General features: G+C 68.0%; 24 protein-coding genes. 8 read left to right on the plus strand and 16 right to left on the minus strand.

The annotated features are described in order from the left end of the window. The 3 genes from VNO22_01770 to queG all read left to right on the plus strand — a co-directional run. Positions 1-473: hypothetical protein (locus tag VNO22_01770; GenBank protein HXG60076.1), on the plus strand; the 473-nt coding region annotated here is incomplete at its 5' end. Continuing rightward, a complete protein-coding gene (locus VNO22_01775) occupies positions 473-943 on the plus strand; it encodes a hypothetical protein (GenBank protein HXG60077.1) in 471 nt (156 codons plus the stop codon). The genes VNO22_01770 and VNO22_01775, both read left to right, overlap by 1 nt. Beyond that, positions 915-2027 carry a tRNA epoxyqueuosine(34) reductase QueG gene (gene queG / locus VNO22_01780; GenBank protein ID HXG60078.1) on the plus strand — a complete coding sequence of 371 codons (1113 nt, stop codon included), beginning with the start codon at positions 915-917 and terminating at the stop codon, positions 2025-2027. The genes VNO22_01775 and queG overlap by 29 nt, the downstream gene beginning before the upstream one ends. Here the strand turns inward: queG and VNO22_01785 are convergent. From VNO22_01785 to VNO22_01800, 4 genes are all read right to left on the minus strand, one after another. After that, a complete protein-coding gene (locus VNO22_01785; protein HXG60079.1) occupies positions 2024-2269 on the minus strand; it encodes a hypothetical protein in 246 nt (81 codons plus the stop codon). The genes queG and VNO22_01785 overlap by 4 nt on opposite strands. Before the next feature lie 193 nt (positions 2270-2462). Next, the gene (locus VNO22_01790; protein ID HXG60080.1) at positions 2463-3131 is read right to left on the minus strand and encodes a hypothetical protein; all 669 of its coding nucleotides are present in this window, start codon (positions 3129-3131) and stop codon (positions 2463-2465) included. 199 nt (positions 3132-3330) lie between these two features. Next, complete coding sequence (locus tag VNO22_01795) at positions 3331-3852, minus strand: class I SAM-dependent methyltransferase (protein HXG60081.1); 522 nt, start codon at positions 3850-3852, stop codon at positions 3331-3333. Further along, complete coding sequence (locus tag VNO22_01800; protein ID HXG60082.1) at positions 3849-5102, minus strand: glycosyltransferase; 1254 nt, start codon at positions 5100-5102, stop codon at positions 3849-3851. Before VNO22_01800 ends, VNO22_01795 begins: the two co-directional genes overlap by 4 nt. A gap of 69 nt (positions 5103-5171) precedes the next feature. Here VNO22_01800 and moaA point away from each other — a divergent pair, with 69 nt between their 5' ends. Both moaA and VNO22_01810 read left to right on the plus strand, forming a co-directional pair. Continuing rightward, complete coding sequence (gene moaA / locus VNO22_01805; protein ID HXG60083.1) at positions 5172-6152, plus strand: GTP 3',8-cyclase MoaA; 981 nt, start codon at positions 5172-5174, stop codon at positions 6150-6152. A 1-nt stretch (position 6153) separates the two neighbouring features. Then, on the plus strand, positions 6154-6381 hold the full coding sequence (locus VNO22_01810) for a UXX-star (seleno)protein family 1 (GenBank protein ID HXG60084.1): 228 nt from the start codon (positions 6154-6156) through the stop codon (positions 6379-6381). A 60-nt stretch (positions 6382-6441) separates the two neighbouring features. On the opposite strand, the gene VNO22_01815 is transcribed toward VNO22_01810, so the two are convergent. From VNO22_01815 to VNO22_01830, 4 genes are read right to left on the minus strand one after another with little or no spacing between them, the layout of a single operon-like run. Continuing rightward, a complete protein-coding gene (locus VNO22_01815) occupies positions 6442-7137 on the minus strand; it encodes a hypothetical protein (protein ID HXG60085.1) in 696 nt (231 codons plus the stop codon). Positions 7138-7182: 45 nt separating this feature from the next. After that, complete coding sequence (locus tag VNO22_01820; protein HXG60086.1) at positions 7183-7542, minus strand: cupin domain-containing protein; 360 nt, start codon at positions 7540-7542, stop codon at positions 7183-7185. A gap of 21 nt (positions 7543-7563) precedes the next feature. Then, the gene (locus tag VNO22_01825) at positions 7564-8319 is read right to left on the minus strand and encodes a metallophosphoesterase family protein (protein ID HXG60087.1); all 756 of its coding nucleotides are present in this window, start codon (positions 8317-8319) and stop codon (positions 7564-7566) included. Next, a complete protein-coding gene (locus VNO22_01830) occupies positions 8316-8813 on the minus strand; it encodes a (2Fe-2S)-binding protein (GenBank protein HXG60088.1) in 498 nt (165 codons plus the stop codon). The genes VNO22_01825 and VNO22_01830 overlap by 4 nt, the downstream gene beginning before the upstream one ends. Before the next feature lie 70 nt (positions 8814-8883). Here VNO22_01830 and VNO22_01835 point away from each other — a divergent pair, with 70 nt between their 5' ends. Together VNO22_01835 and VNO22_01840 are read left to right on the plus strand one after the other, a co-directional pair. Further along, the gene (locus tag VNO22_01835) at positions 8884-9684 is read left to right on the plus strand and encodes a glycosyltransferase (protein ID HXG60089.1); all 801 of its coding nucleotides are present in this window, start codon (positions 8884-8886) and stop codon (positions 9682-9684) included. Further along, a complete protein-coding gene (locus VNO22_01840; protein ID HXG60090.1) occupies positions 9681-10337 on the plus strand; it encodes a polysaccharide deacetylase family protein in 657 nt (218 codons plus the stop codon). The genes VNO22_01835 and VNO22_01840 overlap by 4 nt, the downstream gene beginning before the upstream one ends. Here the strand turns inward: VNO22_01840 and VNO22_01845 are convergent. Genes VNO22_01845 through VNO22_01875 form a run of 7 tightly spaced genes read right to left on the minus strand, consistent with a single transcriptional unit; the run spans position 10331 to position 16625 of the window. After that, positions 10331-11116: an FkbM family methyltransferase gene (locus VNO22_01845; protein HXG60091.1), complete on the minus strand. Its 786-nt coding sequence runs from the start codon at positions 11114-11116 to the stop codon at positions 10331-10333. The two genes, VNO22_01840 and VNO22_01845, sit on opposite strands and share 7 nt — an antisense overlap. Before the next feature lie 7 nt (positions 11117-11123). After that, positions 11124-11492, minus strand: coding sequence for a hypothetical protein (locus VNO22_01850; GenBank protein ID HXG60092.1), 369 nt, complete (start codon positions 11490-11492; stop codon positions 11124-11126). 5 nt (positions 11493-11497) lie between these two features. After that, positions 11498-13414: an ATP-dependent DNA helicase gene (locus VNO22_01855; GenBank protein HXG60093.1), complete on the minus strand. Its 1917-nt coding sequence runs from the start codon at positions 13412-13414 to the stop codon at positions 11498-11500. After that, positions 13411-14430: a tetratricopeptide repeat protein gene (locus tag VNO22_01860; GenBank protein ID HXG60094.1), complete on the minus strand. Its 1020-nt coding sequence runs from the start codon at positions 14428-14430 to the stop codon at positions 13411-13413. Before VNO22_01860 ends, VNO22_01855 begins: the two co-directional genes overlap by 4 nt. A gap of 9 nt (positions 14431-14439) precedes the next feature. Next, positions 14440-15144, minus strand: coding sequence for a deoxyribonuclease V (gene nfi, locus VNO22_01865; protein ID HXG60095.1), 705 nt, complete (start codon positions 15142-15144; stop codon positions 14440-14442). Then, on the minus strand, positions 15111-16073 hold the full coding sequence (locus VNO22_01870) for a metallophosphoesterase (protein HXG60096.1): 963 nt from the start codon (positions 16071-16073) through the stop codon (positions 15111-15113). Before VNO22_01870 ends, nfi begins: the two co-directional genes overlap by 34 nt. A gap of 45 nt (positions 16074-16118) precedes the next feature. After that, positions 16119-16625 (minus strand): hypothetical protein, encoded by a 507-nt coding sequence (locus VNO22_01875; protein ID HXG60097.1) that lies wholly within the window; start codon positions 16623-16625, stop codon positions 16119-16121. A 94-nt stretch (positions 16626-16719) separates the two neighbouring features. On the opposite strand from VNO22_01875, the gene acs reads away from it, so the two are divergent. Beyond that, positions 16720-18651, plus strand: a complete 1932-nt coding sequence (acs, locus tag VNO22_01880; GenBank protein ID HXG60098.1) for an acetate--CoA ligase — start codon at positions 16720-16722, stop codon at positions 18649-18651. A gap of 170 nt (positions 18652-18821) precedes the next feature. Here the strand turns inward: acs and VNO22_01885 are convergent, their stop codons facing one another. Beyond that, positions 18822-19889 (minus strand): hypothetical protein, encoded by a 1068-nt coding sequence (locus VNO22_01885; GenBank protein HXG60099.1) that lies wholly within the window; start codon positions 19887-19889, stop codon positions 18822-18824. Between the last annotated feature and the right edge of the window lie 384 nt (positions 19890-20273).

Consider the following 20273-nt stretch of genomic DNA (forward strand, 5'->3'; position numbering starts at 1 on the left):
GAGCGCTCTGGGCGGCGCTGGCGGCCTTCGCGCGGCCCGAGCCGGGGGCGGGCCAGGCGCTGCTTCTGGCGGCGCACCTTTGGGCCTGCGGAGCGGCGCTGGGCACGTCGCTCGTGGCGATGAGCACGGGGCACTGGTATCTCGCCAACGCGCGGCTGTCGTTCGACATCCTGGTGCGCCTGTGCGCGATGTTCCTCGGGGCGCTCGGCGCGCGCGCGGCGGTGACGGCGGCGTACCTGGTGGGCCGGTGGACCTCCTACCGGGCGCTCGAGGGGTTCGACCAGCTCGTCTTGGGCGTCCGCGTGGGGGCGGGGATACTTCTGGCGGGAGTGCTCGGGCTCATGGCGCTTTCGTGCGCGCGGCGGCGGTCCAACCAGTCGGCCACGGGGATTCTCTATGTCGCGGTCGTGTTCGTCCTGATCGGAGAAACGATTTCCATGTACTTGACGCTCGGGAAGGGGCGGCCGATCTAATGGAAGTCGTTGCGTACTGCCCCCGGTGCCTGGCGGCCGCGCGGTTCGATTCCGCGTCGGCCCCGGCGGAGGTGGCCTGCCCGCGGTGCGGGGAGCGCCGCGCGGTGCGGATCACCCGGGACGTCGCGGAGCGCAACGTGGTGGACCGCTGCGTCCTGTGCGGCTGCGGGCATCTGTACGTCGAGAAGGATTTCAACGGATATCTCGGCTTCGGGATCGTGGCCGCGGCGGTGATCGGGTCCGCGGTGGCCTGGGCTTATCACGTAGGGGTGGCGATCGGGATCCTCGGGGCGGCCGCGCTGGCGGATTTCGTGGTATGGCGCCGGGCGCGGGATCGGACGGTCTGTTATCGGTGCGTAGCGACCTATCGGGGGGCGGCGCCGAATCCGGCGCACGGTCCGTACGACCTGGGGGTGGCCGGGCGGTTTGCGGACGATTACGATGAGCAGCGCGCGCGCCATCAAGGATAAGGCCCGCGAGCTGGGCTTCGAGAAGGCGGGGATCGCCCGGGTGGGGACGGCTCCGCACGCGGAGTTCCTGCGCGAATGGCTGGGGCGCGGATTCCACGGCGGGATGGAGTACATGGCGCGCGATCCCGAGCGCCGGGCCGATCCGGCGCGCCTGCTGCCCGGGGCGCGGTCCGTCATCTGCGTGGCCAAGAATTACTTCGTCGCGGAGCCCGCCTGCCGCGATCCGCGGGCGGGGCGCGTTTCCCGCTACGCCTGGGGCGAGGACTACCACGAGGTGCTGCACGCAAAGCTCCGGGAGCTGGCGCGCTTCGTGGAGGGCCTGGGGGGGAGGGCCAAGGCGTGCGTGGACACGGCGGCGATTCTCGAAAAGCCCTGGGCGCAGGCGGCGGGGCTCGGCTGGGAGGGGAAGCATTCGAACCTCATCGCGCGAGACCTCGGATCGTGGTTCTTCCTGGGGGAGGTGGTGACGGATCTCGAGCTGGAGCCCGATCCGCCGCACCGGAAGGACTACTGCGGGACGTGCACGCGGTGCATCGATCTCTGTCCCACACGGGCGATCGTGGCCCCGTACGTGGTGGACGCGCGCCGCTGCATTTCCTACCTGACGATCGAGCATCGGGGGCCGATCCCGCGGGAGCTGCGACCGTTGCTCGGGAATCTCATCTTCGGGTGCGACATTTGCCAGGACGTCTGCCCGTGGAACAAGTTTGCGCGGCCGGCTCCGGAGAAGGAGTTTCTGCCGCGGGAGGGGCTGCGGGCGCCGGCGCTCACGGAACTCCTCGGGATGACGCGGGAGGAGTTCGCGCGCCGGTTCCGGCGGAGCCCCGTCAAGCGGGCGCGCTACGCGGGCTTCCTCCGGAACGTGGCGGTGGCGCTGGGGAATTCCGGGGACCGGGAGGCGGTGCCGGCCCTGGAGCGGGCGCTCGCGCACGAGGAGCCGCTCGTGCGCGCGCATGCGGCCTGGGCGCTCGGGCGGCTGGGGGCGCGCGAGGCGCTTCAAAGGCGCCGGCCGGCGGAGAGCGACCCAGCGGTTCTGGAGGAGATCGGCGCGGCGCTGGGGGAGCTTTCGCCGGCGGGTTCCTAGCTCCCTTCGGCCGCGCGGCGCGGGCGGCGCTTGCCGCCGTGGGACAGCGGTCCGATCTCGGTGATGAGCCCGATGCTGATGAACCGGACCTCGCCGCGGCGGTCCATGCTCACGATCGTCGTGCGGCCCACCATGAACCGTTCGACCTCCGTGAAGCGATAGCGGCGGCCGTCTACGAGGCGCACCTCGAAGGGCACGAAGGGGCGCCGCGAGGCGAACTTGTCGATGTCCGCTTTGCGCATCACAGCACTATATCTCCTAGACTTTGTTACGGACAAAGCAAATGGCGTGCCGCATCGCAAACTCTCCGGGGGGCTTGGTGGGAAGGTGCCTCTCGGACTCTGTCGTGTAACGCGTCATGTTACGAAGTGTGATATCGGGAAGTGTGAAGGTACCGTGGGGGACGCAGTCCCCCGCGGCGCAAGCCCGAGACGCTCAGGCTATCCGCCAGCTTTCGAAGGGATAAGCCAAAAGGTATACCTGGGAGAATCCATATGAAGGGAGTAGAGTGGTCATCGGCGTGTGGCGGTACCTTCCAGAATCCCACATGTAATCCGCGACGATCAGGAGCATTGTCTCTTGGACGCGCTTGCGATATTGCGGGAGCTTTTCTGCCTTCTTAGAAATCAGGCGCAGGAGGGTGTTCTCGTCGGTGGACCAGGCCATTCCGACGGAATTGTCCGTGCATTGCCAAATGCGATACTCTCCCATTCCATCTCGAAGACCAAGGAGGTGGAAATTCGCAGCGGCGCGCCTTGTTTTGACTTCCAGTGTGGCGAAGCGCTCCTCCAAAGATGGCCTGTGGCGGATCAGGCGTCTTGCGATGTGCGGGATTAACTTGGGATCGAGCGGCCAGTTACGCAGGTTCGCCGTTAGGGAGAGCGGCTTTCCTCCCATGGCATAATATGTGGAGGCCAGTGTGCGCAGATACTCGCCCCTTTTCTCCTCCCGTTGCTTTCGAGGCGATCCGCTGCCGTGGTCATCCTTGAACAATCGTGTGACCTCGAGTCCGAATGTTTCATAAGGGGTGAGCGCCAGGTAATCGGGGGACTCGCTGGGTTGCAAGCCGAAGTTCCATCCGACTTGTTCGAGAAAGCAGAACACATAAGCGTTCTCACATAACTTTCGTCGGTGGTCATGCATAAACGTCGGCCGGTATCCGAATCTCGCATCAATCATAGCGTTGGAGGCGCCGGGACAAGACGGTGCGTTCGGACAACGGATGCGGTGGGGCTCCCGATCGACTGCCTTTCACGGCCCGCGTTACCGCCTTGAAGGTGGGCGAGCGGAACGGGGGTGCAGGTCAGGCGCCGGGTTTGCGTCCGATGTAGACGGAGCGGTCTCCCTCTTCGACGTCGAGGACGGGCTCGAGAGGGGCGAAGAGGCGCCGCAGTTCCCCGGGCCGGACGCAATACTCCGGCCGGATTCCCCGCACGGGTTGCTCGGCGAAAAGCGTTCCTCCCGGCGCCAGCAGCCGCACGAGCTCCGGGGCGATCGAGCGCTCAAGGAAGCGGGTGACCACGATCGTCTCGAAGGGCCCGCGGAAGGGAAGCCGGAGGGCGTCCGCCTGGACGACGTGGAGATCGGCGCGCAGTCCCCGCGCCCGCGTCCGGGCGCGCGCCACGGCTTCGTCGGAGAGATCCGCCAGAACCACCCGCCAGCCCGCCAGGGCCAGAAGGCACGCGTTCTCTCCCGGGCCGCCCGCCAGATCGAGCGCCCGGCCCGGCACGAGCCGGCTGCGGTACATGAGGAGTGCGATCGACGGCAGCTCCGGGGCGCCCCCCCGGCGGTACTTCTCGTTCCAGCGCTCACGGTCGGGGTTCATCGGCGGATCGCCAGCTGGATCAGCTCGGCGCCTCCTACATAACGGGACCGGACGTGCTCGAACCCATGCTCCGCCAGGAGCCGGCGCATCGAGGCGAGCGTGTAGTGGGATACGTGCTCGTGCGCGTACGCTTCCGGCCGGAGCGCGTCGTAGAAACGCTCCAGCACCCCCCAGAAGATCCTCCCGTAGTCGGGCGTCCCGATGATGAGGCGTCCCCCCGGCCGCAGGACGCGCCGGATCTCGGCCAGCGGGGAGGGCGTCATCGGAATGTGCTCGATGACCTGCGAGAAAACGACTTCGTCGAAGGAGGCGTCCGGGAAGGGCAGAGCGAAGACGCTTCCCCGGACGACGCGGCAGCCCCGGCGCCTCATGAAGCGGAGCTTGGGGAGCGAGACGTCCAGGCCGACCGCCCCGTCCAGATCCTCCAGGATCCGGCTGGAACCGCAGCCCACGTCGAGGGTGCGGCCCGGACGGTGCCATTCCAGGATGATCGCGCGTCGGCGGCGCTGCCACCAGCGCTGGAGGAAGATCGCGCTGTCGTAGGCCCGGTGATCGTAATCGCACCAGTCGCACCCGTTGCGGAGCTGCCAGAGCCGGTAGAGGGTCGCCAGAAGCTCCATCCCGAAGCGGATCACGCGCGCCTTGGAGACGCCGGCGCCGCGCGCCCGATAGACGAAAGGCACCTCCACCACCGAGTAGCCGAGCCCCACCAGGCGGATCAGGATTTCCTCGAGCGCGTCGAAGTTCTTCCGGGTGATCTCGATCTCCTCGAGGGCGCTCCGGCGGTAGAGGCGGAAGCCGCTGGAGAGGTCCATGAGCGGGATGCTCAGGACGCGCCGGAACGTGGCGTTGAGGATCCGGCTCAGGACCGACCGCAGGCCGCTCACGTCCGAGGAGCCCCCGGGAACGTACCTCGAGGCGACCACGACCGCGCCGCGATCGCGGGCGGCGTAGAGATCGCGAATGAAGTACGGATCGTGCGAGTAATCGGCGTCCATCGTCACGACGTAGCGTCCCCGGGCCAAGCGGAAGGCCTCCTTGAGGGCGGACCCGTAGCCGCGCTCCCTCTGGAAGTGCACCCGTGCGCCGTGCAGCGCCGCCCGGGCGGCCGTGTCGTCGGTGGATCCGCCGTCCACGACCAGGATCTCGTAGGAGCCGATCGACCGGGCCACCTCGTGGAGGCGGGGCAGGAGCAGCGAGAGATTGTCGGCCTCGTTGAGAGCCGGAAGGACGATCGTGAGCTCCGTCACGGACGGGGTACTATAACACACGGCCCCGCGTCTGGAAACGACCCCCGGCGGGTGTTAGGATGAAGCCGCATGTTGAGGGACGGCTACGGGAGGACGGTCACGAACCTGCGGATCTCCGTGACGGACCGGTGCAACCTCCGTTGCGTGTACTGCATGCCGGCCGAACCGGAGTGGCTGCCGCGCCCCGAAATCCTGACCTTCGAAGAGATCGAGCGGATCGTGCGTCTGGCGGTCTCCCTGGGAATTTCGGAGTTCCGCCTGACGGGCGGCGAACCCACCGCGCGCCAGGGAATCGTGGATCTCGTCCGGCGGCTCGCGGCGGTGCCGGGGGTGCGCGATCTGGCGATGACGACGAACGGGATCCTGCTCGGAACGCTGGCGGGGCCGCTGAGGGAAGCGGGCCTGCACCGGCTGAACGTGAGCCTGGACACCCTCAAGGGCGAAAAGTTCGTTCACCTGGCCCGGCGGGAAGGCTTCCGGCGCGTCTGGGAGGGGCTTCTCGAGGCGGACCGGGTCGGGTTCCGGCCCCTCAAGGTCAACATGGTCGTCCTCCGGGGGGTCAACGACGACGAGATTCTCGACTTCGCCGCGCTGGCGCGGACGCGCCCGTGGCAGATCCGCTTCATCGAATTCATGCCTCTGGACGGCGACGGCGCCTGGACGCGGGAGCAGGTCGTTCCGGCGGCCGAGATCCTGCGGCGCATTCACGAACGCTGGCCGCTCGACCTGGAGCCCCAGGGCCCCGCCTCGGATCCCGCCCGCATTTTCCGGTTCCGGGACGGGGCGGGAGACGTGGGGGTCATCGCCAGCGTCACGGAGCCTTTCTGCTTCGCCTGCGACCGGATCCGCGTGACGCCGGACGGAAAGCTTCGGACGTGCCTTTTTTCGACGTGGGAGACGGACCTCAAGGGTCCCCTCCGCGCGGGCGCGTCGGACGAGGAGCTTGCGCGTCTGGTCCGCGACGCGGTGGCGCGCAAGGAGGCGGGCCATGGGATCAACGATCCGTCCTTCGTCCGTCCCCGCCGGGCCATGTATTCCATCGGAGGCTGATATGGCGGAGAAGACTCAGGCCAAGGTTCTCATCTTCGGCAAGGACACCTGACCGTACACGACGGCGGCGCGTCAGGAATACGCCCGGAAGGGGGTCCCCTTCGAATACCTGAATGTGAAGGAAAACGCGGCGGCGATGGACGAGATGCTCAAGTGGTCCAAAGGCCGCCGCAACGTTCCCGTCATCGTGGAGGGCGGAAAGGTCACGATCGGTTTCGGCGGGACCTGAGGGGTCTAGATCCGGACGGGGCCGGCCGGGCGCCGGCCCCCCGATTCCTCAGGCGGCCGGTCACGACTTGCGGCGGCGCTGGGTGAGAAGCTGCTTTTTCAGCGTCCACTTCTCGTCCGGCTCCGCTTTCCAGACCTTGATCGAGTCGTACTCCGCCCACTGTCCGCCGCTCAGAAGCTCCAGGCGGCTCTTGGGGACGTCGAGGCCCTCGGCCTCTCCGAAGAAAACCTGCCGGCCGTCCACTTGGGCGACCATTTCGCGGCCGCGCACTTCCCAGAGCGCCGTGTACCAGCGGCCGGGGTCGAATTTCATTTTCAAAGAATCGACGGGCACGCCCTTCGTGGTCGGCCCGATGCCGGACATCTTCAGGAGCCGGCCTTCCTCCGGCCGGAAAATGAGGCGCGCCACGTGTTCCTTGTCGTCCAGGGCCACGCCCAGCCACCGGGCGCCGTCGAAGCGGAAGGAGAACTGAATGAGAAGATCGGACTCCGCGATCTTCCGGGAGAGCGCCGGATGGTGGCCGTCGGAGGCGACCTCGGCGACCTTCAGGCGGCCGTTCTCGACGGCATACGTGCCTTTGAAACGCTTCCAGTCGGGAGCGTAGGCCCCGCCGTCGAAGGTTTCCTCGAAGAGGAGGGCGCCTCGGCGGCACATGAGGGGTTCGAGGTCCGGATTCCGGGGGCGAGCCTCCTGAGCGCCCGTTCGCGCGGGAACGGTCGAGAGAAGGGCCGCGGCGAAGAAGAGAACGACGCGCATCGAATCCCGCTCCTTTCGGACGCCGCCGGGGGGCGTCCCTGCTTTTTACGCCCGGGGGGAGGGGCGGGTTTCAGAGCGCGCGGCGTAGGCGGGGTGAGGGGAGACGAAGACGAGCAGGGTGAGCTTGGCGGGGCTGTCGTTTTTCACGGAGTGCTCGATGCCGGCCGGGACGTAGACGACGTTCTTCTCGCCGACCTCGCGGACTTCGCCCCCCACCCGGAAGGTCCCGCATCCCTCCACGACATAGTAGATCTTGTCGCAGGCGGGGTGCGTGTGGGGCTTCTGTTCCTGGCCGGGCTCCACGCCGTAGACGTCGCAGGCCAGGCGTTCGCTTTCGTAGAGGGCGATCTTGGCGAGCTTCTCGGCGGAGAACTTCCGGGCGTCGATGACGCTCTTGACGTCCATGGGCGGATCCCCGGGAACCGATCAGAGACCGAGCGAAAGCCGCGCCCCCAGCGCGTTCGGCAGGCGCTTGATCCGTTTGATCTTGCGCGCCGTCTTGCGGTAGTTGTACCGCACGCGCCGGAACGCGACGAATTTTCCGTCGAAGACGACGTAGCAGGCCCGCGTGTCGCCGTCCCGCGGCTGGCCCACGGAGCCCACGTTGACGAAGAACTTGCCGCGCGTCACGGGAAAGGCCCCTTCGATGCGGGAGGCGGGCAGGAACGGGCGGTCCGGAAAGAAGATGCCGGGAAGGTGCGTGTGCCCGCCGAAGGCGACGCGCTTGATCTTGGAGAAGATGAGCTTCATGAAGTCGGGGTTGTAGCACGCCTCGGGCATCACGTATTCGCGGGTGGGGTCCAGCGGCGAGGCGTGGACGTAGAGGACGTCCCCGTGCTGGGCGTATCGGGGCATCGACTCGAGGTATTCCCAGAAGCGCTCGTTTTCCTCCCGGGGGTACCGGGGCGAGCGGAGCTGGTCCTTCGTCCACCAGGCCGACGCCTCGGCCTTCCAGTTGAAGCCCACCGGCTGGTAGAGAATGCCTTCCTCGTGGTTGCCCATGAGCGTGAAGGCGAACCGTTGGAGCGCGATCCGGAGGACCTGGCGCGGGTTGGGTCCGTAGCCGATGAGGTCCCCAAGGCAGACGATCTCGTCGCAGCCCTGCTCCTCGACGTCCTCGAGGACGGCCTGGAGGGCCTCGAGGTTCGAATGGACGTCGGAAAGGATCGCGGTGCGTTTCATGGCGCGCGCCGGCGGCCGAGTTCCTCCAGGACGTTGAGTTCCACGAGGACCATCTTCCGGCCGCACGCTTCGGAAATCTTCTGGACGAGGAAGCGCTTGAGGGCGAGGAAGGAGGGCGCGGGCGTGCCGACGCGGCCGCCGAAGAATCGCACGAGCACCCGGTCTCCGGTCACGTCCACCAGCTGCATCTCCAGGTCGTTGGGCGCGAACAGCGGGCGCGCGTCGCGCTCGATCACCTCGAGGATGCGCGCCCGCTTCTGGGCGGCCGTGAGGCCCGACGCGTCCGGCACGTCCCGCGGGGGAGGCGCTCCCCAGATTTCGGAGAGGATCGCCTGAATGTCGTCCCAGCAGGAACTGCATCCCCCCCCGGCTTTCGTGACGGCGGTCACTTCTTCCACCTGCCGGAGCCCGTGCGTCACGACGGCCTCCCGGATGGCCGCCTCCGTGACGAGATAACACCGGCAGACGAGGGAATCTTCACACGGGGCGCCCATCGACGAAATAACTCTATCACGGGGGGCGGGGGTTTGCAAGGCGGCCTCCGGCGGGGCTATAATCCGCCCCATGCCGCGCGTGAGCGTGATCCTCTCCATTTTCGACCAGCCGAACGCGTTCCGGTTTTCCCTGATCGGCTACCGGCGCCAGACCTTTCCGGATTTCGAGCTTGTGGTGGCCGACGACGGCTCCGACGAGGAAACCCGCGCCCTCGTCGACGAGTTCCGGCGCTCCAGCCCTTTTCCGATCAAGCATGTGTGGCAGGAGAACCGGGGCTATCGCCGGGCCCGGATCGCCAACCGGGCGGTTCTTGAATCGGAAGGCTCCATCCTCCTCTTGAGCGACGGCGACTGTATTCCCCATCGGGACTTCGTGCGGGCGCACGCCGAGGGGTGCCCGCCGGGGGGCTTCGCCGTCGGGGGCTACGTCCGCCTCTCCGCGGAGCAATCGCGCACGCTCACCCCCGAGAACGTCGCGGCGGGGGACTTCGAGAGGTTCTGTACCTGGCGCGATCTCTGGCGCTTCCGGCTGACCCATTGGAAGAACCTTTGGGGAATTCTGCGCGGCGATCCGCGCAAGCCCAAGGTCTACGGCTGCAATCTCTCCGTCGATCGCGGGGTTTACTACGCGGTCAACGGTTACGATGAGAACTTCGACGGCTTCGGCCGTGAAGACAGCGATCTGAGGAACCGGCTGCGGCGCCACGGAGCGCGGCCCGTCTCTCTCTGGGGCCGGGCCTGGGTCTACCACGTGGACGACGCGATCGACCCGAAGATCCGGGCGCGCCGCATTCCCCGGCGCGACGCCTCCGCCTATTACTACCGGCCGGACGTGCCGGTGCGCTGCGAGAACGGCCTGGTGAAGCCGTGACGCCCGTTTTCTATTACCATCGCGTGGGCCCCTTCCGGCCCGGGGCGCCCCGGAAGATGACCGTGACGCCTCCCAACTTCCGCTCGCAGATGCATTTCCTTCGGCGGCACGGGATCGAGGTCCTCACCCTCGATCAGGTCCTGGCCGGCCGGTCGGGGACCGCCCTGACGTTCGACGACGGCTTCCGGGATTGCCTCGAATACGCCCTGCCGGTCCTTCGGGCGCTGCGCTTTCCGGCCGCGTTCTTCATCGTGGCGGGACGGGTCGGAGGCACGGACACCTGGATGCGCTCCACGGCGTTTCCGGAGGAGCGGCTCCTGGACTGGGACGACCTCAAGCGCCTGCTCGACGCGGGAATGACGATCGGGTCGCACTCGATGACCCACACGCGGCTGACGTACGAGGAAGTGGCCGAATCCCGGCGGCTGCTCGAGGACCGGCTCGGGGTGCGCGTGGAGCATTTCGCCTATCCGCGCGGGGAGTACACGGAGGAATCCGTCGAATGGGTGCGCCGCGCGGGCTATGCCGCGGCGTGGGCCACGCGTTCCGGAAACGAGGCGCGCTTCACCCGCCGCCGCCTTCCGGTGAGCGCCGGGGCCACGATCGGCGACTTCGGCGCGCGCCTTCTGAAAGCCCGGCTGGGATATTACTGATTCCGCCGTTCGGCGAAGAGAAGACCCTTCCGGGGATGACGCTTCGACGGGCGCAGCTCCGTGCGGTGTCCCATCTCGTTCAGGTACCGCGCCAGCGCCTCTCCCGACCATCGAGGATCGGTTCCCCCCGCCGGATGGTATTCCAGGGCGACGCGGGCGATCCGGCGCCAGAGCTCGGGCGGCGCCTGGTAGAGAATCTCGTACTCGGCCCCCTCGCAGTCGAGCTTGAGAAGATCGCACCGCTCGAGGGAATGCTCCCGGAAGACGTCCTCCAGGGTGACGCATTCGACCGGAATCGCCCCACGGGAGGTTTGTCCTTCCGCCGGGAAGAGGGAGTGGGCTGAAGGGTTCTTGCCCAGATACAGGGTCGCCGTTCCCCGCCGGCCGGCCACCGCCGCCGGGTGGAGCCGCACGTGCGGGAAGCGCCCGATGTTTCGGCGCAGGAGCTCGAAGCTCTCCGGCGCGGGTTCGTAGCAGAGAACCCGCCGCGCCAGTCCGGCCACCCGCAAGGCAAACACGCCGATGTGCGCGCCGATGTCCACGACCGTGTCGAAAGAGCCCGGCGGCACGCCGTTCAGGCGGTATTCGTCGCGGGCGAAGATGCGGTGGAACGTGTGTCGATCCTGGTCCTGCATCCGGATCCGGAAAACGCCGCCGTCCCGAAGGGCGATGTCGTAGACGGGTCCCGCGGGAGGACGCTTGCGCAGGCGCAGGAACGCCCAGGGCCGAAGAAGGTGGCGCCGAAGGACGAACCAGTCGCCGAAATCGGACAGGCGCATCGGGCCGTCAGGCCCCGGACTTCTCGGCCGCCGCCGCGGACCCTTCGGCCTTGCCCGGGGCCGCCTTGTGCTCCTTCTTCTCCGGCGCCTTGAGGTTGAGGAGGGTATCGAAGTTGTCCAGGAGCTCCTGGTGGAAGTCGAGGGCTTCCTTCTCGCTGAAGAAGCGTTTGATGAGGGGCTGGACCAGAACGTACCGGGCCCCCTTCTCGTTGACCTCCTCCACGTTCGTCTCGTGCGTGGCGAACTCGGGAGGCACCTTGAAGTCGTAAAGCCGGAACGTGAGGATCTTGTAGTACTTCTCGTCGGCTCCCTGGACGAACGTATGGCGCAGCTGGCGGGCCCGCGCCACGAGGGGAAGTTCCTGGATGATCCGCATGGGCCCTATTCTACGGGAGGCCGGGGGGAAGACAAGTCTTTGCGTCCGGGAAGGAAACGCTCGAGAGCCTCCAGGTCCCGGTGGACCGGGCACCCCGGCAGACTCGCCCTCACGCCCACGCCGTAGACCTTCGTGAAGAGCCGGTTGTCGAAGATGACGACGACTCCCCGGTCCGTCCGCGTCCGGATCAGGCGTCCGAACCCCTGGCGCAGATCGAGGATCGCCTTGGGGAGCGAGTAGTTCCAGAAACTCTCGGGATCCCGCTCCTGGAGCGCTTCGGCGAGCGGATCCCCCGGGCTCATGAAGGGAATCTTGTCGATGACCAGGCACGAGAGCGCTTCCCCCGGGATATCCACGCCCTGCCAGAAACTCGAGGTCGCAAAAAGCGCCGTCCCTTCGTCCTTGCGGAATTCCTCCAGCAGCTTCGAGCGCGGACGGTCCCCCTGGCGGAGGATCCTCACGCCCGTTTCGGCCGCCGCTTCCGCGCACGCCTCGAGGTTGCGGTACGAGGTGAAAAGGCACATCGTCCGTCCCCCGAGGTGCCTCAGGATCCGGTTGATGTGGCCGGACATCTCGGAGGCGAACTCCGGATCGTTCGGGGAGGAGCGCATTCGGGGCACGATGAGGACGGCCTGGCGCTCGAAATCGAAGGGGGAGGGGACCCGCAGCTCTTCCGCGTCGGCCGCGCCCGTCTCCCGGCGGAGAAAATCGAACTCGCCGTCGGCGGTCAGCGTCGCCGAACAGAGAACCGTGGCCGGAAACGACCGGAAAAGCTCCTCTTCGAGGATGGGGCGCACATCCACCGCGCGGGATTGGAGGCGCGACGTCTCGGCGTCCTTCTCGATCCAATAGACGGCGTTCGGGTCCTCCAATTCGAGGAAATAGCGGAGCGTCCCGCGGTAGGCGGCCGCCGCGGAGGCGAACTTGGAAAGCTTGTCCCGCGCCTCGTCCGTCTCCGCGCGTTCGCCGAGACGCTGGAGAAGGTCGTGGAAGTCGGCGACGGCGGCGTCGAGCTCGGAGGCGTCGATCCACCCGGGACGGCGGAGCCGGCGTCCTTCGACCTCCCGGGCGCGCCGGAAAAAGGCCTCGGAGGCCCGCCGGAGCCGATCCGCCTCCGCGCCCCGCCGGATGAACCGCGCGGCGTGGACGAGGGGGCGGATCGAGTGGGGGGTCAGCCGGCGCCCGAAGAAGTCGCGCGCGATGTCGGCCAGCTCGTGGGCTTCGTCGCAGAGGACGGCCGAGAGAGGAGGCAGCAGCGCATCCCCGGCGCCCCGGCGGCGGAGCTCCAGGTGCGCGAGGAAAAGATGGTAGTTGGTCACGATCACCTGGGCTCCGCGGAGGCGGCGCCGCGCGTCCAGGGCGAAGCACTCGTCCGCGAACCGGCAATCCTCGGCGTTGCAGAGCTCGGACACGGCCTGGACGCGGCCCCAGACGTCGCCGTCGGGCTCGAAGTCCAGGTCCGAGACGTCGCCCGTCGAGGTGCGCTCCCTCCATGCCGCGATGCGGCGCCAATGGTCGAACCGTTCACGATCGAAGGCGATGTGGGGGAGAAGCCCCCGGGTTTCCTCGAAGCGGTCCAGGCAGAGGTAATTGTTGAGGCCCTTGATGAGGGCCGCGGTGAATGTGCGGGGGAAGAGGCGCGCCAGGACCGGCAGGTCCTTGCGGAAGATCTGCTCCTGGAGGGCGATGTTGGACGTGCAGACGACGACGCGTCCGTCGTGCTCGAGGACATGGGCGACGGCCGGAACGAGATAGGCGAAGGTCTTCCCGATCCCGCACGGAGCTTCGACGAGGAGCGGCCGCTTCGTCTGGAGCGCCCGGGCGACCGCCTCGGCCATGGCGATCTGGCCGGGGCGGGGTTCGTAGCCCGGAAGGCGGCGTTCGAGAAGCCCGCCGGGGCCGAAGAAGTCCGCGACCGTCATTCGCCGTCCGCCTCGCCGGGGGTCGGTTCAGGGTGCCCTTCCTCCCGGTGCCGCCGGGCATGTTCGAGCACTACGCGCACGTGTTCGATCCAGCCGCGGGCGATGTCCAGGCGGCCGAGCTGGGGCCCGGAGGGCGGGTGCGCCGCCACGCGCTCCAGGAAGAAGGAGTACAGGCGGATCATTTCGGGAACGTCCGGCCGCGTCTCGGCGAGGAAGCCGAACCCGTAGGTCGTGACGGCCTCGGTGGGGTGGCGGCGCGCCCAGACGGAGAACGACGCCCGCGCGGCCTCGAAATCGCGGCGGCGCGTGTGGACCATGCCGAGGTTGAAGTGCGCCGCGTCGAACTCGGGATCGGCCGTGAGGGCCGCCAGATACGCCTGCACGGCTTCCTCGTAGCGGCCCACGTTGGCCAGGAGAATACCCCGGTGGTTGTGGGCCACGGGGCGGATCCAGCCGTCCCGCGCGGCCAGCCCGGCGAAGTATTCGAGGGTTTCGTCCACGAACCGCTGTTCCACCGCGAGGTTGCGCAGGAAGATGACGGGCAGCTCCCGCGGGAAGGCCAGGCGCTCGGCCTCCTCGGGGCGTTCGAGGAGGATTCCGATCACGCGCTTGCCCGCCTCGAAGGCGGCGCGGGGGAGCTTGATCGCGTAGTACTCGGCCTGAGCGTGGAGGATGTCCACGCGTCCGGGAGCGTGCGTGAGCGCCGTGTGGAAGGCTTCGTCGGCCCCGAACGTGTCGCCGAGTTCCAGACGGACGCGCCCGAGGAGGAGCCAGGCGTCCGGGTCCTGAGGATCGATCCGCACGGCCTCCGAAAGCGCCCGGCGCGCCTCCGCCAGGCGGCCCAGGCGCAGGGCGCAGGCGCCGTCGCCGCGCAGGGCGCGGGCGCGTTCCGGGCCCACGGCGTACTCGAGCGCCTCCGCGTAGGCCGCGCGGGCCTGCTCGAGGTAGCCTTCCCCCTCGAGCGTGCGGGCGCGCTTGAGGTCGCGGTTCACGAGCCAGCGGCGGAGGAATTCCATGGGCGGGCGTCACGCGAGGCCGCGGCGGGGGGGCTCCCGCCGCAGGCGTCGGCCGAGGGCGGCGGCCTGGGCGCTGCGCGACAGGCGGTCGGCCAGCCGCTGGGGCTCCGGCAGCCGATACCGCGGCGTGCAGTCCAGCACCACGCGGATCGCCGCCGCCAGCGACACGCGGTGGCCGATCGAGACGAAGACCACGCGGCGCCCCGTCCGGGTGCGCACGGCGGCGCCGATCACCTCCCCCCGATCCACGAGCGGCGTCCAGGCGCCCCGCTCCGGCGGCGGCTCTTCATACCGGCCGATGAGGCGCGACTTCGCGCAGCCGATCGAAGGCTGGTCGAGGAGCACGCCCAGATGCGAGGCGATCCCGAAGCGCCGGGGGTGGGCGATCCCCTGTCCGTCCACGATGAGAACGTCCGGCCGCGCCCGCAGTTTCTCCCAGGCTTTCAGAAGCGCGGGAATTTCCCGGAAGGACAGGAGACCCGGGATGTACGGAAAGCGGACCGGCGTCTCGACGGCGACTTCTTCGACGGGCACGAGGTTGCGGGTGACGACCAAAGCGGCCCGGGCGATTCCGGCGCGCTCGCTCACGTCGGCGCCGCCGACCGTGCCGGCCGGGACGTCGCCCTCGCGGACGACGCGGTCGCGCAGGCGGTTCTGGATCTCGACCGCTTCGGCCGCCGTCAGGGGCACTCGAAACCGTCGGCGCGCTTCCATGATCCGTCGCTCTCCAGCATCAGCACGTCGCACGTCAGCCGCCCGCCGTCGGCGTGGAAGCGGAGGTAGTGAAACCCCCGGTAGGCGGGGCCGCGGAACTCGTCGCGATAGCGGGGTTTTTCGATATCGACCGGAGTGAGGGGCGCCCCTCCGCCCCCCGAGACGACGAACTGGACGCCGTCGCGGACGAAACGCTCGTAGGAATGAACGTGTCCGGCGATGAAGGCTTTCACCTTGGGGGTGAGCCGCCGGACGAAGCGCTCCTGCACGTCGCGGTCGTCCCCGTGGACGACGGAGTTCGTGTAGGGCGGGTGGTGGCAGGTGACCAGGACGTGGCGGATCGCGGGATCCGCCTCCGCGGCGGCCAGGCGGCGGGAGAGCCACTCGTCCTGCCGGTCGGCTTCGCCGGGAAGAAGGTCGCCGAAGTTGGAGTCCAGGACCAGGACGAGGACGGGCGGAAAGCGGATTTCGTACCACTTGCGCCCTTCGAGGTGGGGGAAGAACGAGAAGTAGTAAGCCAGGGCCCGCTCGTTGTCCCCGTAGTACTCGTGGTTGCCCAGGCCGGCGTAGTAGGGAATCTTCCGGGAGAAGATCGGGCGGTTTTCCTCGTAGAAGGATCGCCAGTCGTCGGGGTCGGAGCCGTGGCCGACGAGGTCTCCGGTGTTGAGGACGAAGGCGGGCTTTTCGGCGGCGATGGCTTCGATGACCCGGAGGCGCTCCCGGTCGTAGCGTTTCCGCCAGAACTCGGCGGCCAGGGTCTTGCGGGAATCTCCGAAGATGACGAAGGGGCCGGCGGCGCCCTCCGCCAGACGCGCGTCGTAGGAGGGCAGGGGCGTTTCGAGCTCCGGGGCGGCGCAGGAGAGGGCCAGGAACCCGGCGGCGGCGAAAAGGGCGGTTCCGAGGAAGGTGGCGCAATAACGGGCGCGCATCTCGTTCCTCATCGTAGCAGTCCGGAGGGTCTCGAGCCAGAGCCCTCAGCGAGGGTCGGGGGCGTCGGCCCGGCAGGCGGCGCAGCCGTCGGGCGCGGCGGCGCCCATCCAGAGGCCCAGGGCGATCCGCTCTCCTCGACGCGCGTCCACGCGCCGGAGTCCCAGCTCGGCCAGACGGCGTTCCCCGCCGGCCAGGCGGGGGCAGGGGGGGCCGAGGTGGACGAGCAGGACCCACGAATGGGCGACGTGGGCGTCGCTGGAGACGACTCCTTCCTGCGCGTCGCCGCAGGCGAAGCCCCAGACTTCGACGCGGTGGGTCACGGGGGCCGAGTGGATGGCCAGGCTCAGGCGCCGGCGCGAGCCCGGTTCGAGCGCCCGTCCTTCGAGGACGGCGCCGGGGTACGCGGCCCGGGTCCAGCGTTCGAGGGCTTCGCGGGCCAGGAGCGCCGCGCGGGCCGCCGGCGGCTCGGCCGCCCACCCTTCGTCGAGGCCCGCCGCGATCGCTTCCTCGAGGCTTCTGAGAAGGTCCGCCGTGGAACCGGTGAAGGCCATGGCGCGCAAGTATAGCCGAAGCGGGGTTCATCTGCTATAACACGCGGCGCGGAGCGGGTGTCCACGGCGGGGGCAAGACTCCCGGAGGTGATCGATGGCGGACAAGGCGCTGGAGGCTCTTCTTCAGGAGAACCGCACGTTCGCTCCCCCTAAGGACTTCGCGCGCCGGGCCAACGTTCGGGACCCCAGGGTTTATCGCGTCCGGGACCGGGTGAAGTTCTGGGAGGGTTTCGCCCGGGAGCTCGTCTGGTTCCGGAAGTGGAAGAAGGGGCTCGAGTGGAAAGTGCCGTTCGCGAAGTGGTTCGTGGGCGGGCGCACGAACGTCGCGTACAACTGCCTGGACCGGCACCTCGGGACGGCGCGCCGCAACAAGGCCGCGATCCTCTGGGAGGGAGAGCCGGGGGAGGAGCGGGTCCTCACGTATCAGCAGCTTCACCGTGAAGTGTGCCGGTTCGCCCACGCGCTCCGGTCGATCGGGGTGCGCAAGGGCGACCGCGTGACGATCTACATGCCGATGGTTCCGGAGCTGGCGGTGGCGATGCTGGCCTGCGCCCGCCTCGGGGCGCCGCACAGCGTGGTCTTCGGCGGCTTCAGCGCCGAGGCCTTGCGGGACCGCATCAACGACTGCTCCTCCAAGGTCGTGGTGACCGCCGACGGCGGCTGGCGCCGCGGCACGGTGGTTCCGCTCAAGAAGACGACCGACGAGGCCCTCCAGGGCACGTCTTCCGTGGAGAAGGTGGTGGTCCTGCGCCGGACGGGCCACGAGGTTCCGTTCCAGGCGGGGCGGGACGTCTGGTGGCACGACCTCGTCGCGGGCGCCCCCGCGGAGCTCCCGGCGGAGGAGATGGACGCGGAGGACATGCTTTTCCTCCTGTACACGAGCGGGACGACCGGAAAGCCCAAAGGGATTCTTCACACGACCGGCGGGTACATGACGGGCGTGTACGCGACGACGAAGTGGATCTTCGATCTGAAGGACGAAGACGTCTACTGGTGCACGGCGGACATCGGATGGGTGACCGGGCACTCGTACGTCGTCTACGGGCCGCTGCTCAACGGAGCCACGGTCCTCATGTACGAAGGCGCGCCGGACTTCCCGGGGCGCGACCGCTGGTGGGCGCTCGTCGAGAAGTACAAGGTCAACATCCTGTACACGGCTCCCACGGCGATCCGGGCGTTCATGAAGTGGGGCGAGGAGCTTCCGGCCAGGCACGACCTTTCGTCGCTCCGCCTGCTCGGTTCGGTGGGCGAGCCCATCAATCCCGAAGCCTGGATGTGGTACCACCGCGTCATCGGGGGCGGCCGGTGTCCGATCGTGGACACTTGGTGGCAGACGGAGACGGGGCACATTCTGATTTCGCCCCTGCCCGGGATCACCCGGACCAAGCCCGGCTCGGCCTGTTTCCCGTTCCCCGGGGTCGAAGCGGACGTGGTCAACGACAAGGGGGAGAGCGTGGATGCGGGTTACCTCGTCCTGAAATCCCCCTGGCCGGGGATGCTGCGGGGGATTTACGGCGATCCCGAGCGGTACCGGAAGACGTACTGGGAGCGGTTCGGCCGGTGGTACTTCGCCGGGGACGGGGCCAAGCGCGACAAGCAGGGCTACTTCTGGGTGCTGGGCCGCGTGGACGACGTCCTCAAGGTGAGCGGCCATCGGCTTTCGACGATGGAGATCGAAAGCGCCCTCGTCGATCACCCGGCGGTGGCCGAGGCGGCGGTGATCGGCCGGCATCACGAGATCAAGGAAAACGCGGTCGTGGCGTTCGTGTCGTTGCGGGCCGGTCACTCGGCCGGGGACGGGCTGGTCCAGCAGCTCAAGGAGCACGTGGTCCGGAAGATCGGGTCGCTCGCCCGGCCGGACGACATCTACATCACCGCGGAGCTTCCGAAGACGCGCTCGGGCAAGATCATGCGGCGGCTCCTGCGGGACATCGCGGAGGGGCGCGCGATCGGGGACACGACGACGCTGGCGGACCCGGCCGTGGTGCGTTCGCTCAAGGAGCAGTACGAGGAGAAGGAAGGGTAGGCGGAGCCGCCCAGGAATTGCCCATGCAGGGGCTCCGGCCCGACGTAAGTCCTCCGGGGCCAGGACGATGAGCCAATCCGGCGGGTCTCCCGCACGCTGCGGGCGTACGATGATTGTCTCCGCACGCCGCGGTTCCTCGTGGACGCGCATTTCTCTGCCGCCGGAGGGACTCAGCCCGTGAGCGCGAAGAGGCCTTCGGCCTCGTTGATGGACATCAACCAGTACTCGGTCAGCTGCTTCAGCGTCAGTCGCCGGACCCGACACTTCTGGAAGAGCTTCTCCTCGTCCAGCTCGGCCTCGAACGCCACCACCAGCATGAAGCTCAACAGCATCATCAGCATGAGCGCCTCGAACACCTCCGCCGCCCGGGCTCCCCGGGTCCAGACGTGCTTGGAGTTCATCGCCTCGTTGAGGGCTCGAAACCCATGGTTCTCGATCGACCAGCGAAGATGAGCCAGTTCCCTCATGTCCTCGGCGCAGAGCGTCAGGTCCGTGGTGATGATCCAGAAGGTCTCCCGCTCTCCCTGGCCCTTGATCGGCTCGGTCACCACGCGGGCCACCTTCAGCTCCCTCTCATATCCCTCGTGGCGAAAGCCGGTCGCCGCCCAGATCTCATAGGAAAGCCCTCGGACCAGGTCGATTCCCTGCCGGTGTTCCACCTCAGGCCCGAACTCGCCTGCGGCTTCAAAGATCGCCTCGGCATCCTTCAGGAGGTTCAGGCTGTCGAGCTCCTTGGTCTTCACCAGCAGGTGTGTCCCAAGGTCCTCCGGGCACAGACGCAGCATGCCTTGGGTGATGTACAGGCCGTCCCCCAGGACGATGTCCACGAATCCCTTCCCCAACGAGGTAACGCACCGGCGCAGCACCGCCTGGCTGGCGGCCAGCTCGTGGCCCTTGCCCGGCGCCGGTTCGAAGTCGATAACCACGGACGGCTTTCCCAGGATCTCCACCGCACTGACATACCGGCCTCCCCAGGTGGTGCCGTCCACCGCCGCCGCTCGGAGTTTCCGCCCGCTGGGCAGGACCAGCGTCCCATGTCCCCGGTGGCGCAAAAGCCGATAAGCCTGGTCGACGAACTGCCGCAACTGCGAACGGTTCATGAGGGGAAGGACGCGCCAGAACGTCGCGTCGGAGGCGACCATCGGGCGCTTGGACCCCAGCCATTTCTTGGCCCCCTCGGTGCGGGCGAACCGGTCGATCTGGTGGAAGCTTTGCTGGCGCAGCGCCAAGCCTCCCACGATCAGACGGAAGATCTGCCCGATGGGGATCTGGGGCTTCTTGCGGGGTTCAGACAGCTCCTGGGCTCTCCGCGGCAGACAAAACTTGTTGTTGCAGAAACGTGAGAAATCTGAGAGATTAAGCGTAGTTCCCCTCCTTTCGGTAGTCCGAGCGCGGGCAAAGAAAGAGACATGCTTGCGCCCGCACACGGACGGACTTAAGCACCCCTAACCTACCGAAAGCGAGGGGGTTTTGCCACAGGGACAAATACGCTGTCGTGGAAGGGTTCGACACGCCTTACTTTCTTTCTCTCACCAAAAAGTAACATCAAGCCCCAGCGCGGTCCGATGGAACCCCAGCCCCTCCGAGGCCAGCGCCGCCGGGACTGACTCGAGCAATTTCTG

It is taken from the genome of Planctomycetota bacterium (assembly GCA_035574235.1).
GTDB lineage: Bacteria > Planctomycetota > MHYJ01 > MHYJ01 > JACPRB01 > DATLZA01.